This window comes from Labrys monachus, assembly GCF_030814655.1.
Taxonomy (GTDB): Bacteria; Pseudomonadota; Alphaproteobacteria; order Rhizobiales; family Labraceae; genus Labrys; species Labrys monacha.
The window spans coordinates 4,048,788-4,066,156 of record NZ_JAUSVK010000001.1; the positions used below are offsets into that span (position 1 = coordinate 4,048,788).

A 17,369-nucleotide genomic window follows, 5' to 3' on the forward strand; every position below is an offset into this window, starting at 1 on the left:
TCTCGGCAGAGGCCGACGGTGGATCAAGCGGGCCCTGGGGTTGTTATCACGGCACCTGTTTCGCTACACGGACATAAGTCGCCCATCCGCACCACAGTTTGAGGAAGTTATGCCGGCACAACGTACTTATCTCTATGTGGGTTGCTGCACGCGCCCGACGCCCTATTATCCCACGCATAACGGCAAGGGGATCGCGGCCTTCACCTTCGACGAGGCGAGCGGGGCGATCGGGCCGATCGGCATCACCGACGGCATCGACAATCCGACCTATCTGGGTGTCGACACCCGGCATCGCGCCCTGCATGCCAACAGCGAGGTCTTCGGCTGGAATGAAGGCACGGTTTCGGCTTACGCGATCGATCCGGCGACGGGAAAGCTGAGCTATATCAACAAGCAGCCCTCGCTCGGCAGCATCACTGCCTATAACAGCCTCGACCGCAGCGGCAATTTCCTCCTCGTCGCCAATTACAGCCTCGCCCCCGAAGGCGAACTGCCCAACAAGGCGGTTGCCATTCTGCCGGTCCGCCCCGATGGCGGCCTGATGAGTTCCGTGAGCGACGCCGTCCACTCCGGCACGGGCCCGGTGCCGGACCGCCAGGAGCGCTCGCATCCCCATTCGGTGCTGGCGACGCCGGACAACCGCTACGTCGTGGTGGCGGATCTCGGCCTCGACCTGCTGGTCGCCTACCGCTTCAACAGCCAGACGGGCGCGATTTCACGCTCCGGCGCCGCCTCGCTCGCGCCGGGAGCCGGCCCGCGCCACTTCGTCTTCCATCCGCGCGGCCGCTTCGTCTATGTCGCCAACGAGCTGGACTCGACGGTGACGTCCTTCAGCTACGAGCCGGACCAGGCCAAGTTCACCACGATTGCCACGGCCTCGACGATGCCGGAGGGGGCGGCGACGGTCAATCATTGCTCGGAGATCCGCATTTCCGCCGACGGAGCCTTCCTCTATGTCGCCAATCGCGGTCATGACAGCATCGCGATCTTCGCCCTGGACGGCGATGGCGGCCTCGAACTGACGAAGACGGTGCCCTCGGGCGGCGAGATCCCGCGCAATTTCGCCATCGATCCTTCGGGCAACTTCCTCGTCGTCGCCAATCAGAACAGCGACCGGGTGACGGTGTTCGCCGTCGATCGCGAAACCGGCGACCTGACGCCCACCGGTATCGAGGTCGAGACGGGCACGCCGACCTCGATCGCCTTCTATCGGACCGAGATCGAGAAGCCCGCCTAGCAGAATTTTCGGTCCCATCAACGGATGGGCCCGAAAATTGCTGCGTCCTTTCAAGGGTCTTGCGGAGGCTCACGGGCGTTCTCGCCTGTGAACCTCGCTCAGGCCGGCGCATGCCCGGCGGGGGACGTCCCGTCAGAGCCCCCGAGACCTGGATCCCCTGTCACGCCGGCGCGAGATGGGGGCTCGAGAAGCCGAGCTTGCGCAGGCCGGCCTGGATCTCGGGTATGCGCATGAACAGCTTCCACAGAAGGCCCGTCCGGTGGTTCTCGATCATCACGATGATCGGCCCCTGGTCGATCGCCAGGAAGGTGTCGGCGAACCAGTCCCTGTCCTCGCAGAAGGCGTCGACGAAGCCGAAGCGCCCCCAGGCCCTGTCGCCATGCTTGCGCAGGAAATGCCGCAGGGCCGCCATCGCCTGTTCCGGCGCATAGGGAAAGCTCGCCAGGGCGGCCGTCGGCGTGATGACTCCGTTGTCGTGGTCGGGCGCATGCGCATCATATCCGGCAGGATCGTCGCTGGCGGTCAGGCCCCAGCAATCGGGCCCGTAGCCCGCATGGCCGTTGGGGTTGAGCACGCAATGCCGGTAGTTGATGAGGGTATGGGCGGTGTTCTGCTGCCAATAATCGGCATAGCGGTCCTTCAGGCCGCGCGGATCGAGGCCGACGAATGAATAATGCGCCCAGAACAGCGGTCCGCCGCGATCCGGGCCGATCGGCAGCTCGATGTCGTGATAGCGCCGCGGCGGGCCATAGTCGCGGCTGGCCGCAAAACCGCGATGATAGGCCTCGGGCCCGACCGGATAGCGGGGCGAGGAAGCCGCCAGCACATAGGCGATCAGGCATTCGTTCCAGCCGTGGATGTCGTGGTCGAGGGCGAAGCCGTTGTTCGGGCTCCAATGCCAAGTGAGCACCTTGCGCCCTCGCGTGTACCAGTCCCACTCCACCTCGCCCCACAGGCCGGTGATGCGCTGGCGCAGGCGCCGCTCCGCCGCCCCGTCGCCGTCGAAATATTCGCGCACGCAGAGCAGGCCCTGGAACAGGAAGGCGGTCTCGACGAGGTCGCCGCCGTCGTCCTTGCGGCTGAACGGCCATACGGCGCCGGTGCGCCCATGCATGAAATGGGGATAGGCCCCGTGGAAGCAGGTCGCCGGCTCGATGACGTCGATGATGCGCTCGAGCCGCGCCAGCCCTTCGGCATGGGTGATCCACCCGCGCTCGATGCCGACGAGCATCGCCATCACGCCGAATCCTGTCCCGCCGATGGCGACGAGGTCATTGTCGGGATCGGCGGCGCGCATGGTGCGGTCCCGCGCCATGCCGCTCGCCGGCTCGGCGCCTTCCCAGAAGAACCGGAGGGTGCGGCGCTGCACCGCCTCCAGCAGGTCGTCATCCGGCAGCTCCGCCAATTGCGCAGGCGGCAGCCTATCGGCATCGACGGCCACCGGCCGCCCTTCCTTCCTGGCGTTCTTCTTCGCGACCTTGACCTTGGTCATGTCCCGCGTCCTCCGTTCTTTCCCGGGGCGTGACCGGCAGCAGCGCCGGCCGACGACCCCCTTTCAATTCGTCGCCGGCGTGCTGGATTCAGATGTCTTTTCCGAACGACCAGAAGGAGCGATGGTCGCCGCCATGCTTCTGCTCGCCGGCGGTCGCCGATGCCGGCTCGCCCTCGCTCACCAGATGCAGGGCATGCGGGAAGAAGCCGGCCTGCAGGCCGGCCCGGCCGATATGGACGATGCCGGCCTGGCCGAGATATTTCTCGAGAATGCCGACGGCACGTTCCCGCAGGTCGTCGTCCAGGCCCTCCAGCGCCTCGTCGATCACCAGCCAGGCCGGCTTCTGGAGGGCGAGGCGCGCGAAGGCCAGCCCCTGCTGCTCCTCGTCGCCGAGATCCTTGTCCCACCTCAGATTGCGGTCGAGCCCGGGGATCAGGTGGTCGAGCCGCATCGCCGACAGGGCCGTACGAAAATCCTCGTCCCCGAACTGCCCGACGGGCCGCGGATAGGCCAGCACCTGGCGGAGCGTGCCCTGCGGCAGATAGGGCCGGCGCGGCATGAAGGTGACGTTTTCTCCCTTCGGCATGCCGACGCGGCCCTCGCCGAACGGCCACAGGCCGGCAATGGTGCGGAAGAGCAGCGTCTTGTTGACGCCGGCCTCGCTGACGACGATGACACGCTCGCCGGCCTTCACGGTGACGTGGTCCTCCCGGAGCCTGCTACGGCCCGCCGGCGAATCGATCGCCAGATTCTCGAATGTCATCTCGCCGGGTTGCGAGGTCGCAAATTCGATCCGGCTGCTGCCGGGATCGAACGTATCGATCTGCGTCACGGCGGCGCGGAAATTGGCGACGCGCAGCAGCGTCGCACGCCAATCAGCGATGGAATTGAAATTGTCGACGAACCAGCGCAGCGCCTGCTGCACCTGGTTGAAGGCGCCGACCGCCACCATGAGGCCGCCAAACGAAAGGCTCCCGGCGAAGTAGATCGGCGCCGCCACCAGGATCGGCGCGAGGATGGTGAACCAGCCATATCCCGACGTCACCCAGGCGAGCTTGGTCGCCGCCGTCACCAGCCGCCGCATCGCCTTGAGAACGGCGGCGAGGTCGAGATTGAGCTGGCGCTCCTCGTCCGCCTCGCCGCTGTTGAGCGCGATGGCGTCGACATGTTCGCTCACCCGCACCAGCGAAAAGCGGAACTCGGCTTCGCGGGCGTAGCGGTCCGCGTTGAGGCCGATCAGCGGCCCGCCGACGTGCCAGGAGATCAGCGAGGCCGTCGTGGCATAGAAGATCGCTGCCCACACCATATAGCCGGGAACGACGAGGTGATAGCCGCCGATATCGAAGGCGAAGCCGCTCGAGATGCTCCAGAGCACGGTAATGAAGCTGATCAGCAGGATCGAAGCCTGCAGAAGGCCGATGCCGAGATCCGTCGACAATTCGGTGAGATGGCGGGTGTCCTCGTGCAGGCGCTGGTCGGGATTGACGCCGATCCGGCTCGAATTGGCGAGGCGGAAGGCGCGCTTGGGCTGCATCCACTGGCCGATCAGGTCCTCGACGAGCCCCTGGCGCAGCTTCAGCTTCACCATCATGTTGAGCCAGGTCTGCGTCACGTTGAGGATCAGCAAGGCACCGGCGATACCAATGAAGACGAGCAGCTGCTGCAGGAATTCGGGCAGGTCCTTGCGCGCGAGGGCATCGTAGAACGGCTGGTTCCAGGCATTGAGGAGGATCTGGAAATAGGCGGTGGCCACGATCACCACGAACACGCCGAACAGCAGGAGCAGAAGCTGGTTGCGGCGCGGGGAGCGGATGAAGGCCTTGGCCATCATGGTGAGCTGGAGCATCAGCCCACCCATCGACTCCTCGGACTGTCCGGGACTGTCCTGCTCCTTCTGGGGTTCGTCCACAGGTTGTCGCCCCGATGTTGCAACCATGAATCAGTCTCCCCGCAGACTATAGCCCGTCGTCGGCGAGAGTCACCCTGCGCAGGCGCCGCGCCGGCCCATGGACCGGCCGATGGCGTTGCACTTACACGAAGGTGCATTATTATGCGTATTACTGCTTGATATGACGCCCATGATGCCGCATAGACGCACGATCATGCACATCCTGAGCCTCTCATGATCGATCTCCTGCCGGCCGATGAGGCCCTCATCCCAGCCGAACGCCAGCGCCATCTCCTCGAACGGGTGAACCGGGACGGCCGGGTGTCCTCGGCGCAGGCCGCGGTGGAGTTCGGCGTCTCCGAAGATACGATCCGGCGCGACCTGCGCGAACTTGCGGAAGCCGGCCTGGTGGAACGCGTCCATGGCGGCGCCCTGCGCAAGTCGCAGCTGTCCCATCGCTTCGAGACCCGCCTCGGCATGCAGCAGGCCGAAAAGGCCCGCCTCGCCTCCCACGCCCTTTCCCTGCTGCGCGACGGGATGGTGCTGCTCCTCGACCAGAGCACCACCAATCTGATGCTGGCCCGCCAGCTTCCCGCCGGCCGGAGCCTGACCGTGGTGACTCCCTCGCCCGATATCGCTGTCGCGGCCCTCGACCGCGGCATCGCCGACATCGTACTGGTCGGCGGCAGGCTCGATGTCCAGTCGCGCAGCGCTACCGGCGCCGGCGCCCTCGAACAGATCGGGAGAATACGGCCGGACATGTGTTTCCTGGGGGCCTGTGCCGTCGACATCGCCGCAGGCATCACCGCCATGGACCATGACGACGCCTGCCTCAAGCGCGCCATGGTGGCCGCTTCGGCCAGCATCGTCGCCCTCGTGACGGCAGACAAGCTCGACACCAGCGCCGCCTTCGCCGTCGCTCCCTATGACTGCCTCGATCATATGGTCACGCAGGCGAGCATTCCGGACGCAGCGCGGCAGCGCTACGATTCCGCCGATGTGGAGATACATCTTGTCTGATCCCGTTTGCCCTGCGACCGGCTGGCGCGCCTGGTACCCGACGGCCGCCATGTTCTTCGTCAACGGCGCGATCTTCGGCGTGTGGGCGACGCAGATCCCGCTCGCCAAGCTCCGTCTCGGCCTCGATCCCGAGGTGCTCGGCAGCGCCCTGCTGCTGCTCGGCGCCGGGGCGGTGGTCGCGATGGCCGGCAGCGGCTGGATCCTGCAGCGCATCGGCACCGCCGCGCTGATCCGCGTGAGCGCCGTGCTCTTCTGCATCATGCTGCCCCTGACCTGCATCGCACCGGACATCTGGTCGCTCGCCGTCATCCTGTTCTTCTTCGGCGCAAGCGGGGGCAGCATGGACGTGGCGATGAACGCGGCCGCTTCCGATGTGGAGAAGCAGGCCGGCAAGCCCTACATGTCATCCTTCCACGGCATGTGGAGCATCGGCGGCCTCACCGGGGCGACGCTCGCCACCGTGCTGCTCGGCGTCGTCGGCGGGGCGCTGCAGGGGCTGGTGATGGCCGCCGTCCTGGCCGCAATCTTCGTATGGGGCCAGGCCGAGCTGCCGCCCGGCCGGCAGATACCGGCGACGGCGGGGGGGCAGCTGGCGGCCCTGCGTCCCGGCCCGCTCGCGATCCTCGTGGGCATCATGGCCGCGCTGTGCTTCGCCGCCGAGGGTGCGGTGCTCGACTGGGCGGCGATCTATCTGCGGGACAGTCTCGGCGCGGCGACGGAACACGCCAATTTCGGCTATGCGGCCTTCGCCGGCGCCATGGCCGCCGGACGCTTCGGCGGGGACTTCGTCCGCCGCCGCCTCCGCGGGGTGACGCTCCTGCGCATCGGCTGCCTTCTCGCCTTCGTCGGCGTGCTCGCCGGGCCGCTTTCGGGCAATGTCGTGCTCGCCATCGCCGGCTACGCCCTCACGGGCCTCGGTCTTTCCAATGTCGTCCCCGTGCTGTTCAGCGCCGCCGGTGCCATGCCTCGCCCCGAAGCGCAGATCGCCGTCGTCTCGACCCTGGGCTATGCCGGCCTGCTCGCGGCGCCGCCGCTGCTCGGCTTCGTGGCCCATGCGACATCGCTCACCAGCATCTATGTCATCGTCGCGATCGCCGCCGCACTGATTGCGGTGCTGGCCACCGCCTGCTCGCCCGCTTTGGGGGGACGGCAACCGGTCACAACAGCGGGCTGACCAGACGGGCCAGATTTTCCGCAACCTTGGTCGTCAGCGGGCGCCGGCGCCATTCGTCGAGGATGAGGAGGTCGCTGCTGGCCATGTAGCCTTCCTGCATCGCCCTGAGCTGCAGGGTCACGGTACGGTCGTAGATCACGACCGTCACCTCCGAATTGAGCACGAAGGATCGCATGTCCATGTTGCTGGAGCCGATCAGGGCGACATCAGTGTCGATCGACACGTTCTTGGCGTGCAGGAAGGCGTCGCGGAAGAGATGAATGCTCGCCCCCACCGCCAGCAGTTCGTCGTAATAGGATTGCTGGGCGAAGCGGACGAGGTGGTGGTCGGCGATCTTCGGCACGACCAGATGCACCTGGACCCCGCGCAGCACCGCGATCTGCATCGCCTTGAGGACGGCCTCGCTCGGTACGAAATAGGGCGTGACCAGCACGACCTGCTGCAGCGCCGAATGGATGACGGTGACCAGCAGGCTCTCGATGCCGCCGACGCGATAATCCGGGCCGCTCGGAAGGACCTGGGTCGCAACCGTTCCGGCGGCGGCCGTCGGCGCCATCACGCTGTCGACGGGCAGAGCCTCTTCCGTCTCGAGAAACCAATCGGCGATGAAGACCGCCTGCAATTCCAGCACGACCGGCCCTTCAAGCCGCAGCATTAATTCCTGATTGTTGACGTTGGGAATCGTCTCGGGAGAGATGATGTTCTGGGAACCGGCATAAGCCACCACCCCGTCGATCACCGCGATCTTGCGATGGTTGCGCAGATCGGCCCGGGCCGATTTGCGGCGGAACAGGGTGATCGGAAGGATGCGGTAGGCCTCCACGTCGTAGTCCTTCAGCCGCGCCAGCACCCTGCCGGCCCATGGCCGCGATCCCACCGCATCGATGAGCACGCGGCAGGCCACGCCGCGCCGGCGCGCACGGCCCAAGGCTTCCATCACCCTGCCCCCGGTCTCGTCGTCGGCGAAGATGTAGAACAGCAGGTGCACATGCCGCGTGGCCGCGTCGATATCGCCGATCAGCCGGTCGATGATCAGCACATAGTCGGCCAGCAGTTCCGCGCTGGCCCCGTCGACGACCGGCAGCCGGCCGATTTTCTCGATCAGGACCGCCGCCCGCGCGAACCGGCGCGGCGGGCGTTCGCGCGCCACGTCGGTGAGGTGCAAAATCCTGTCGGCCGAGATCTGCAGGATGCGGGGAAGCTGGGCGAATCGCCGGCGCCGCCACCTCGGATAGGTCGCGCGGCCGATGAGAAGATAGAGCACCAGGGCCGGCCACGGCAGGAACATCACCAGCAGGAGCCAGCTTCGGGCCGCATCCGAGGTGCGCCGGAACGGTATGACGACCACCATGACGAGGCGGACCGCCCACTCCGAACAATAATAGGCCCATGCCAGGGCGCTGAGATCAAGCAGCATCATTCCGGCCCCACCAAAAGCAGTCTTGCGCAGCACCACCGCGATCGATCATGCTTCTCCGAGCAGAATCGATACCGTCAAACCCTTCCGAAGATTAAGTGGATTCAGGTCGTCCGCTGCACGCAAGACCATCTCACATGCAGGCCCATCCCCCGAATCGGCATGCAGCCGACTCGCCCCGGCCTTCGCGGCCGTGCCCCCGCCGCTCCGCCGTCGGGCGGGACGGCGCTCGCTTCAATAAAAAGCTCACGCAGCGAACTGCGTGAGCTCTCTGACCTATGAGGCCGCTCCCCTTACGGGCACTGCACGCGACGATAATGCGCACGGCCGTAATAGTCGTAGTAACGACGGGTGCAGGCGCGCGGCGTCGTCTCGGAGCCGATGATGGCTCCCGCAGCGCCGCCGAGCACGCCACCCACGAGAGCGCCGCCGGCAGAGTGAGTCGCTATGCCGCCGACAGCCGCACCGGCACCCGCGCCAATAAGTCCACCGCCCAAAGCGCGGTCGGAGCGGGAATATTCGGAACAACCTGCGAGCAAGAGCCCGGTGGCTGCAACGATCAAGAGCTTCTTCAAGAGACTTCCTCCATGAATGCTAACACTCCGACATCATATACGAGCCACGCTAAATCGCTAGCCTTACATCACGTGTTGGGTTAATTGCGCCACATGTTTGTCAACAACGTGATTTTTCCAGTAGAGGCGCGGAACTTAAGGTAACCAGCGGCGTTGTATCCTTTCGCACTTGCGAAAGGCCGCTTGCGTAGGGCGGGCATGACGTTTAAGCGAGGAAGATCGTGATTTTCCTCGGAGCGACAAGCCATGGAAGCGCTCTTCATCGGCCATGCCTATATCGACGTGACGTTCATCGCGGATGACATGCCACGCGGCGATGCGAAGTCGGTGGCCAAGGATTATGCGGTCGCCTTCGGCGGCAATGCAACCACGGCGGCGTTCTGCTGCGCCAAGCTCGGCGTCATTCCGGATCTCATCACCACGAATTCGAACGACTGGCTCGGCCGGATGTTCATGGATATGGCGGCCAAATACGGCATTTCGGTGCATCCCCGGAAAGTCAGGCGTTCCTCGCTGTCCTTCATCATGCCCAAGGACGGGCAGCGCGCCATCGTGCGCGCCCGCGACGACGAGTATCTCCATCCCTACCCGCACCTCAATCTCGGCAGCTGCCGCGCCCTGCATCTCGACGGCCATCTCGCCGACGCCGCCCTCTACTATGCCAAGGCCTTCCGGCAGCTCGGCCGCCTCGTCTCGCTGGACGGCGGCGGCCTGCGCTCGAACACCGATGAACTGCTCGGCTATGTCGACGTCGCCGTGGTCGCCGAGCGGCTGTGCGAGCAGATGCACCTCTCGGAGGAGCAGATGCTGGACTACCTCAAGAGCAAGGGTTGCAAGATCGGCGGCGTCACCGCCGGCGAACGCGGCATGCTCTGGTACGACGAAACCGGCAAGGTCCAGCGCCTGCCTGCCCTCGCGGTGCCCAAGGCGGCAGTGGTCGACACCAACGGCGCCGGCGACATCTTCCACGGCGCCTACATGTATTCCTATCTCACCCGTCCGCTGTCGCGGTGGGAGGATCATTTCCGCTTTGCACGCGCCGCCTCCACCCACGCCATCCAGTTTCTCGGCAACGAGGCCAAATTGCCGACGCGGGCCGATGTCGAGGCGATCGAGACGCGGTTCCAGCCCATTTCCGCCTAAAGCAAAATGCGTTCGAGCAGGTGCGGTTCACCAATTTAACACATTGGTATCAATGGAATTTTGCGATTCCTGGCGATTCGATCCGACGGTAGAAAGCGCTAGCCGGCACCACATTTGCGCTCGCGAGCAGGACCTGGAAATGACGCTTGTCGGATGCTCGCGCAGCCTCGTCCGGGCCGCCCCGCGCGGCAGGGCGGTAACGGGACAGGCCCGCCACGGCGGTGCCCTCCGCCGTGGCCTCCCGTGCTCCGGATGCAGATTTTCGCCTGCCCCTGCCGCTAAAATGCCGTCGTCTCCAGGCACTTAACCGATCCGTAACCGCGTCGGCTTAGCTTCATTGACTGTGTCGTTGCTGCAGCGGCGCCGAGCGGCCGCCTCGCCCGTCAGGGCACGGCAGTTGCCCGGCGAGCGGCGGGTGCGGCAAGTGGAATTGTAGCGGACGGCGCCTTCACGCCGGTGAGTATTGGGGACTTTGCATGCTATCGCGATGGATCGGGGGCGGACTGGCCCGGACCACCACCATGGTTGCAGCCGGCATCATAGCCTTCAGCGCCACCATGGCGCTCCACCCGGAAACCGCAGACGCCAAACGCCGTGTCCATCACGTCAGTTCGGCGAGCAAATCGCCCAAGCACGTACGGAGCCACCGCATGCGCTCCGGCCGGCCGGTGGCCTTCGCCAGCGACATGGTCAACAATCCGCTCTATTCGGCCATCGTCGTCGACGTCAAGACCGGGCGGACGCTCTACGAGGCATCGCCGGACGGCCTGCGCCATCCGGCTTCGATCACCAAGGTGATGACGCTCTACCTCCTGTTCGAGCAATTGCAGGCGGGGCGCATCTCGCTCTCGACGCCGCTGCCCGTCTCCGCCCATGCGGCAGCCCAGTCGCCGACCAAGCTCGGCCTGCGCCCTGGCGAGACGATCACCGTCGAAGACGCCATCAAGGGCGTCGTGACCCGGTCGGCCAACGACGCCGCCGTCGTCATCGCCGAGGCGCTGGGCGGCACCGAAGAGAATTTCAGCGCGATCATGACGCGCAAGGCCCGGGCCCTCGGCATGACCCGGACGCGCTACGTCAACGCTTCCGGCCTTCCCGACGCCGCCCAGATCTCGACCGCGCATGACCTCGCCATTCTCGGCATGGCGATCCAGAAGCGTTTCCCGAAATATTACCGCTACTTCTCGACGCGCAGCTTCGCCTTCCGCGGCCACGTCATCGGCAGCCACAACCATCTTCTCGGCAGCGTCGTCGGCGTCGACGGCATCAAGACGGGATATACGCGCGCCAGCGGCTTCAACCTGCTGACCTCGGTCAAGCGCGACAATCGCCAGCTCGTCGCCGTGGTGATGGGCGGGCACAGCGCTCCGTCCCGAGACGTGGTGATGCGCCATCTGATCGACACCTACATGTCCCGTGCCTATGCCGGCAATGCCGTCGACCGCTCGGCGCCGGCCGTCGCCCAGGCCGACGACGATACCGGCTCGTCGGTCGCCATGGCGCCGCGCAGCCTGCCCACGGTGCGCCCGGCGGTGATCGCCGAAGCACCCAAGCCCCGCGTCGCTGCGCCGGTGGCGCTCGTCGCGGTCCGGCCTCCTGCCGATATCCCACCCGAGCCGGCGCCCGAGGCTCCCGCGCAATTCACCCCCGCGAAGCCGGCCATCGCCTCCACCGTCCAGAGCGGGCCCGTCATGCGCTGGGTGCAGGGTCCGGCTCCCGTCATGACCGCCCCGGCGACCCCGCCGATCCAGGCGGAGGGCAATGTCGACGCCGCGCCGGAGACCACCGGCGGGGTGCAGATGGTCCGCACCGCGACCTACAGGGCCGACGAGGACGGCCGGAGCGCTCCCCAGTCCGCCTCGCAGAAGATCGCCCTTGCGCCTCCGCAGCGCAGCGGCTGGATCATCCAGATCGGCGCCACCGACAGCGAAGGCGCGGCGAGGCAGCTGCTGGCCAGCGCCAAGGCGGCCGGCAGCACGGCATTGGCTTCCGCCAGCCCCTTCACCGAGATGGTGGACCGCAACGGCTCGAAGCTGTGGCGCGCCCGTTTCGGCGGCTTCGACGATCGGCGCCGTGCGACGGCCGCCTGCAACAGCCTCAAGGCCGCGTCATTCACCTGCGTCGCCGTCAAGCTCTGACCTCCGGCGCCCGAACGGGCGATCCGGCATCGCATCGAGGCCAGCAAGTGAAAGCGTCCCGAAAGTTTGATACATACTTGGATACCGCTCGGGCTGCCGCACTACAATGGCGGTATAAGGCCTCTGGCTCAAAGTATGCCTCACGGGGTTGCCTTGATTGCCCGACATCGCAAGGCTCCGCCGGACATATGGCCGGGGTGGTTCACGTTTACGCGAGCCAACCTGGTCCGATGGCGGAGAGCGGGTGCACCGTTTCCACTCGAAAAGCTGCCGTCGCCGCAGCAATAGCGGGTTTTCTACTTGAAGAATCAGCGGTACCGGATTCTTTTCGGAGCGAAGCTCCGTCCTGTCCGACGAGCGGGGTCCCTGCGTGGTGCTTCGAGCTCTCCTTCAGAGCTCAGCGAGCCGGCAGACCATTAATCGTTGTGTAACTATGGTCTGCGAACCTTGATGTACAGTCTTGCTCGTCATGTGTGGAGTTAGCGTCAATGACTTTCAAGAAGAATATCCCTGGCTTGGTTGACACGCGCAGCCATCTGCGTCGTCCCCCCCTTGTCGGGATGAATTTTCTTCATGAGCGTACGATGGGCCCGACGAATGTCGTCGGCACTCGACCCCGGCTGCACCCCAAGGATCTCGTAAGCTTCCTGCTTGGACATCGAGTCGGACGAAGCGCCGCCCCGCCGCCCCGCTGCCGAATCATCCTGGAAGTGTTCACGCCATCCGGAAAGCCGGCGGTCGAGATAAGCTTCAAGGATTGAGCGCCCGAAGAAATCGGCCGCGATCTCCTGCCGGAGGGCCAGAAGCTCGGCAGGCTGCATGGTGGACAGCTTTCTTCCGGCGAAACGCCCCGCGGTGACCTGCCCGTCGACCGGCCGGCGCGTCGGATCGAGCATGACCGTCATGGTGGCGGTCCGGACATAGTTGCCGCGCAGGTGCGGCCGAGGGAAGGCCGTCTTCGACATCCGCGGCAGCCAGCCGCGCAGCCCCGCGGCAAGGATGAACAGCGGGACGGCAAGTCCGATCTCGCCACGCGTGAGCATGAAGATGGCCAGCGCGAAGGCAAGGAAACTGCCTCCCCGGCGCAACAGGCGGTCCAGGGCCGGCGACTTCGACAGGCTGCCGGGCTTGAGCAACTGCCAGAGGCAGAGCAGAACCACGCATCCCAGAATAAGCTGACTCAAGGCATCCGATCCCGCATGGAGCGGACCGAGAATCGGTCCGCCACCGCCGCACTTGCCCCTTGCGGAAGCCATGGTCAAGAGAGCGGTGTGGAAATACCGCCTTCCCGGGCACCTGCGGCAAGGCGGGTATCGATATCAGCATATCGCCCGCCGGACGAAACGTCATGCTGGCCCGACTCCCGGAATTGCCGGTATAGCGGCGTCGGCAGCGTGCCGCTCCTCCCCGTCCACCGACCCGTCAATCCCGTGCAGAACCAGCGATGGCCGACATCATCATTACCCGAACCGTCTCCGACCTGCGGCATGCCGTGCGAAAGTTTCGCGACGAGGGCGACAGGATCGGCCTCGTGCCGACCATGGGCGCCCTGCATGACGGCCATATCGCTCTCGTGCGCGAGGCGAGAAAGCGCGCGGCGAGGGTGATCGCCACCATCTTCGTCAATCCCGCGCAGTTCTCCCCCGCCGAAGACCTCGCTAAATATCCGCGCACAGAGGAAGCCGACCTCGCCCGCCTGTCCGCGGCGAGGGCCGACATCCTGTTCGCTCCGACGGTCGGCGAGATGTATCCGCAGGGGTTCGCAACCACGATATCGGTCGGCGGCCCGGCCGCGGCCGGCCTCGAGGATCGCTTCCGCCCCACGCATTTCGCAGGGGTGGCCACCGTCGTCGCCAAGCTGTTCATGCAGAGCGGCGCCGATGTCGCGATGTTCGGGGAGAAGGATTACCAGCAATTGATGGTGGTGGCGCAGATGGCGCGCGACCTCGATCTGCCCGTCGAGATCGCCGCCGTGGCGACGCAGCGCGAGGAGGACGGCCTTGCCATGTCGTCGCGCAACCGTTTTCTCTCTCCCGAGCACCGGGCGCTCGCGCCCCTTCTCCACCGCACGCTCCGGAAGGCCGCCGACGACATCGCCGGCGGAGCCGGGATCGAGGCCGCCCTCGCCGAGGGCCGGGCGGCCATCGAACAGGCAGGCTTCGCTCTCGACTACCTGGAGGCGCGGCACGCCGCGAGCCTCGCCCCGATCGCCGATCCCGCCGCCGGCCCCGTCCGCCTGCTGGTCGCCGCCAAGATCGGGCAGACCCGCCTGATCGACAACATCGCGGCGACCTGAGCGCCCATGCGAGGCGTTGCGCCCAGCGGCGCAACGCGAGGGTCCAGCCATGATGCGCAAGCCATGCTGTCGCGCACATTAACCGTCCCGACAGAGCGAAGCGCGACGAAAAAATGGCGAAAATCCTGGTTGCCGCCTTAACTTGCGCGCCCCGCGCAAAAACGCAAAAATGTGGTTAACGGGGCGTTAATTTTCGTTTTATCAAGATGTTACGGACACAACCGCCCCGTTCGAATCCTGTTCTTTGTGCGGCAGGAGCGTTGTGCGGGTACGGGCCTTATGCAAAATTGGCTTCAGGAACGTGCAACTGCCGCAGCCCGCGGGTCAAAGGCATAACGGATCTGACATTTCGATGCGCTTCTTGATCAAGATCGGATCCAGTTTGAGCCGCCGGACGCCCAGGCCGGACCCTGGCCGGACCCTGGATCGCCCGTCGCATCACGATATGTTCGTCCGGATCTTTGTCGCCCTGGCCTGCGCCGCCCTCCTCTTCGTGCCGATCGTCGTCAGGACCGCGGAGGCCGCCAGCGCCATCTCCGTCTATGCGCCGGTGGGCGATGTCACCACCTCGCCCTCCGGCTACCTGCAGTTCTGCAACGACAACCCCGGCGACTGTCGCCCAGGACCGCAGGAGGCGCGCGACATCGTTCTCTCGCGCCAGGCGTGGCGGGATCTCGTCGCACTGAACGAACAGGTCAATCACGCCGTCAAGCCGATGACCGATCTCGACAATTACGGCAAGGTCGAATGGTGGGCCTATCCCACGGACGGCTACGGCGATTGCGAGGACTATGTCCTGCTGAAGCGCAAGCTGCTGATCGATGCGGGGTGGCCGCGCTCCGCGCTGCTGATCACCGTCGTCCGCGACAAGAAGGGCGAGGGCCACGCCGTGTTGATGGTCAAGACCGACCGCGGCGAATTCGTCCTCGACAACCAGGAGCAGAAGATCCTGCCCTGGCGAGCCACGGGCTACCGCTACGTCAAGCGCCAGTCGCAGACCGACCAGAATGTATGGGTGTCGCTCGGCGATACGCAGACCACCTCCATCGTCTCGGCCAGGGGCGACTGACGTCTGAAAAGAGACCGGTGGCCCTCCTCCGGGCCTTATCCGACCTGCCTCAATCCCTTGGCGAAGCGCCTGGCGTTTTCGACATAATGGGCCGCGCCGCTCAGCAGCCGTTCGGCGTCGGCCGGCTCCAGTGTGCGGACGACTCGCGCGGGTGAGCCGACGATGAGCGAGTGATCCGGAAACACTTTGCCCTCGGTGACGAGCGCGTTGGCGCCGACCAGAGACCCCTTGCCGATGCGCGCCCCGTTGAGGATCGTCGCGCCCATGCCGATCAGGCTTCCCGCGCCGATGGTGCAGCCATGCAGGATCACCGAATGGCCCACCGTGCAGTCCTCGCCGACGGTGAGCGGGAAACCCGTATCGGAATGCAGCACCGCGCCGTCCTGGATGTTGCTGCGCGCCCCGATATGCATCGGCTCGTTATCGCCGCGCAGGATCGCCGCAAACCAGATATTGACGTCCTCGCCGAGAGTGACGCGGCCGATCACCCGGGCGTCCGGTGCCACCCAGTAGCGTCCATCCCCGGGCACGTCGGGGGCCGCGTCGTCGAGCGCATAGAGAGGCATGGTCTGTTCTCCCGCCTGGATTGCCGGGCATGCCGGAAGCCCCCGTCGTCGTCCGATGCCCGAACGTCATCGCGACGCCGAGGACCTTCCGCGCATGGGCGCTGGCCGGCCGGAGCCGTCGCCCAGCCCCCGCGCGACGTCAGCCATCGAGATCGATATCGAGGATGGCCATGTGGAAATCATACGAGGTCTCGCCGTCCTCCTTGTCCTCGGAGATGAGGCCGATCGACTCCTCGCCGATATAGACCTCGGCGCTGTCCGTCTTGCGGGCGCGCGGGACGACACGGATGGTGGCGTTGCCGAAGGTGCGCCGGAGATAGGCTTCGACGCGCTGCATGTCTTTCTTGTCCACGGGTGTCCTCAAATCTGTGAGCCGGCCCTGTAGTCGACCGGCGACGAGGGGCCTTTGCCATGGCGCGCCCGGCGGTGCAAGGTCGCGCCGACGAGGCGCGCGCCGTTATCGGTGGATAGCGGCGGCGGCTTCAAAGGCCGACATCGTGCCAGAAGATGTCGTTCGGCATCGGTCCGTGCAGGATCTGGTCCATGCTGCGGGAGGGTTCGGCGCAGCCTGCTTCACCGACGACGCGGGCGGGAACGCCGGCCACCGTGGTGTTTCGCGGTACCGGCTTCAGCACCACGGAACCGGCGGCGACGCGTGCGCATTGCCCGATCTCGATATTGCCGAGGATCTTCGCGCCCGCCCCGATCATCACGCCCCGCCGAATCTTCGGATGGCGGTCGCCCGTCTCCTTGCCGGTGCCGCCGAGGGTGACGTCCTGCAGGATCGAGACGTCGTCGTCGATCACCGCGGTCTCGCCCACCACCAGCCCGGTGGCGTGATCGAGGAAGATGCCGCGGCCGATCGGCACGTTGGGATTGATGTCGCACTGGAACACGGCGGATGAGCGGCTCTGCAGATAGAGCGCGAAATCGCGCCGCCCGGCACGCCACAGCCAATGCGCCAGGCGATGGGTCTGCACCGCGTGGAAGCCCTTGAAGTAGAGGATCGGCTCGATATAGCGCGTGGCGGCCGGATCCCGGTCGATGACGGCGGCGATATCCGCCCTGAAGGCGCTGGCGATCGACGGATCGGCTTCGAGCGCCTTGCCGAAGGCCTGGGCGATCAGCGTCGCCGGCATGTCCGGATGGTCGAGCCTGGACGCCACGCGCTGGACGACCGCGCCTTCGAGCGAGCTCAATTGCAGGATGTTGGCGAAGATGAAGCTGGACAGCTGCGGCTCCGCATGGGTGACGGCCTCCGCTTCCATCCGGACCCGGCTCCAGACCGGATCGACCATGTCGAGCCCATGGGCCACCAGGCGTTTTGTCTGATTCATGTGCTTGTCCGCTGGTT

Annotated in this window: 15 protein-coding genes; 7 read left to right on the forward strand and 8 right to left on the reverse strand. The window is 65.9% G+C overall.

Annotated elements, in window-relative coordinates; genetic code table 11:
* The first annotated feature begins 109 nt into the window (after positions 1-109).
* A complete protein-coding gene (locus tag J3R73_RS18480) occupies positions 110-1,237 on the forward strand; it encodes a lactonase family protein (RefSeq protein WP_307430010.1) in 1,128 nt (375 codons plus the stop codon).
* Between the two features lie 160 nt (positions 1,238-1,397).
* Here J3R73_RS18480 and J3R73_RS18485 read toward each other — a convergent pair whose 3' ends face one another.
* Together J3R73_RS18485 and J3R73_RS18490 are read right to left on the reverse strand one after the other, a co-directional pair.
* Entirely contained in the window at positions 1,398-2,729 is a 1,332-nt protein-coding gene (locus J3R73_RS18485; protein ID WP_307430013.1) for a glucoamylase family protein, read from the reverse strand.
* 88 nt (positions 2,730-2,817) lie between these two features.
* Positions 2,818-4,587, reverse strand: a complete 1,770-nt coding sequence (locus J3R73_RS18490) for an ABC transporter ATP-binding protein/permease (RefSeq protein ID WP_370880099.1) — start codon at positions 4,585-4,587, stop codon at positions 2,818-2,820.
* A gap of 264 nt (positions 4,588-4,851) precedes the next feature.
* Between J3R73_RS18490 and J3R73_RS18495 the strand changes: the two genes are divergently transcribed.
* Together J3R73_RS18495 and J3R73_RS18500 are read left to right on the forward strand one after the other, a co-directional pair.
* On the forward strand, positions 4,852-5,637 hold the full coding sequence (locus J3R73_RS18495; RefSeq protein WP_307430018.1) for a DeoR/GlpR family DNA-binding transcription regulator: 786 nt from the start codon (positions 4,852-4,854) through the stop codon (positions 5,635-5,637).
* Positions 5,630-6,811 carry an MFS transporter gene (locus J3R73_RS18500; RefSeq protein WP_307430020.1) on the forward strand — a complete coding sequence of 394 codons (1,182 nt, stop codon included), beginning with the start codon at positions 5,630-5,632 and terminating at the stop codon, positions 6,809-6,811. The genes J3R73_RS18495 and J3R73_RS18500 overlap by 8 nt, the downstream gene beginning before the upstream one ends.
* Here J3R73_RS18500 and cls read toward each other — a convergent pair.
* Positions 6,795-8,231 carry a cardiolipin synthase gene (gene cls, locus J3R73_RS18505; protein ID WP_307430023.1) on the reverse strand — a complete coding sequence of 479 codons (1,437 nt, stop codon included), beginning with the start codon at positions 8,229-8,231 and terminating at the stop codon, positions 6,795-6,797. The two genes, J3R73_RS18500 and cls, sit on opposite strands and share 17 nt — an antisense overlap.
* Positions 8,232-8,521: 290 nt before the next feature.
* The gene (locus tag J3R73_RS18510) at positions 8,522-8,803 is read right to left on the reverse strand and encodes a YMGG-like glycine zipper-containing protein (protein ID WP_307430025.1); all 282 of its coding nucleotides are present in this window, start codon (positions 8,801-8,803) and stop codon (positions 8,522-8,524) included.
* A 246-nt stretch (positions 8,804-9,049) separates the two neighbouring features.
* On the opposite strand from J3R73_RS18510, the gene J3R73_RS18515 reads away from it, so the two are divergent.
* Together J3R73_RS18515 and J3R73_RS18520 are read left to right on the forward strand one after the other, a co-directional pair.
* On the forward strand, positions 9,050-9,946 hold the full coding sequence (locus J3R73_RS18515; protein ID WP_307430029.1) for a sugar kinase: 897 nt from the start codon (positions 9,050-9,052) through the stop codon (positions 9,944-9,946).
* A 476-nt stretch (positions 9,947-10,422) separates the two neighbouring features.
* Positions 10,423-12,084 carry an SPOR domain-containing protein gene (locus tag J3R73_RS18520; protein ID WP_307430032.1) on the forward strand — a complete coding sequence of 554 codons (1,662 nt, stop codon included), beginning with the start codon at positions 10,423-10,425 and terminating at the stop codon, positions 12,082-12,084.
* Positions 12,085-12,569: 485 nt separating this feature from the next.
* Here the strand turns inward: J3R73_RS18520 and J3R73_RS18525 are convergent, their stop codons facing one another.
* The gene (locus tag J3R73_RS18525) at positions 12,570-13,268 is read right to left on the reverse strand and encodes a DnaJ domain-containing protein (protein WP_307430034.1); all 699 of its coding nucleotides are present in this window, start codon (positions 13,266-13,268) and stop codon (positions 12,570-12,572) included.
* Positions 13,269-13,528: 260 nt separating this feature from the next.
* Between J3R73_RS18525 and panC the strand changes: the two genes are divergently transcribed.
* Both panC and J3R73_RS18535 read left to right on the forward strand, forming a co-directional pair.
* On the forward strand, positions 13,529-14,380 hold the full coding sequence (gene panC / locus J3R73_RS18530) for a pantoate--beta-alanine ligase (RefSeq protein WP_307430037.1): 852 nt from the start codon (positions 13,529-13,531) through the stop codon (positions 14,378-14,380).
* Between the two features lie 445 nt (positions 14,381-14,825).
* Positions 14,826-15,449 carry a transglutaminase-like cysteine peptidase gene (locus tag J3R73_RS18535; protein WP_307430041.1) on the forward strand — a complete coding sequence of 208 codons (624 nt, stop codon included), beginning with the start codon at positions 14,826-14,828 and terminating at the stop codon, positions 15,447-15,449.
* A 35-nt stretch (positions 15,450-15,484) separates the two neighbouring features.
* On the opposite strand, the gene J3R73_RS18540 is transcribed toward J3R73_RS18535, so the two are convergent.
* The 3 genes from J3R73_RS18540 to cysE form a co-directional block, all read right to left on the reverse strand.
* A complete protein-coding gene (locus tag J3R73_RS18540; RefSeq protein ID WP_307430044.1) occupies positions 15,485-16,015 on the reverse strand; it encodes a gamma carbonic anhydrase family protein in 531 nt (176 codons plus the stop codon).
* A 139-nt stretch (positions 16,016-16,154) separates the two neighbouring features.
* Positions 16,155-16,367, reverse strand: a complete 213-nt coding sequence (locus J3R73_RS18545) for a DUF3126 family protein (RefSeq protein ID WP_307430047.1) — start codon at positions 16,365-16,367, stop codon at positions 16,155-16,157.
* Between the two features lie 130 nt (positions 16,368-16,497).
* Positions 16,498-17,352 (reverse strand): serine O-acetyltransferase, encoded by an 855-nt coding sequence (gene cysE, locus J3R73_RS18550; RefSeq protein WP_307430049.1) that lies wholly within the window; start codon positions 17,350-17,352, stop codon positions 16,498-16,500.
* Between the last annotated feature and the right edge of the window lie 17 nt (positions 17,353-17,369).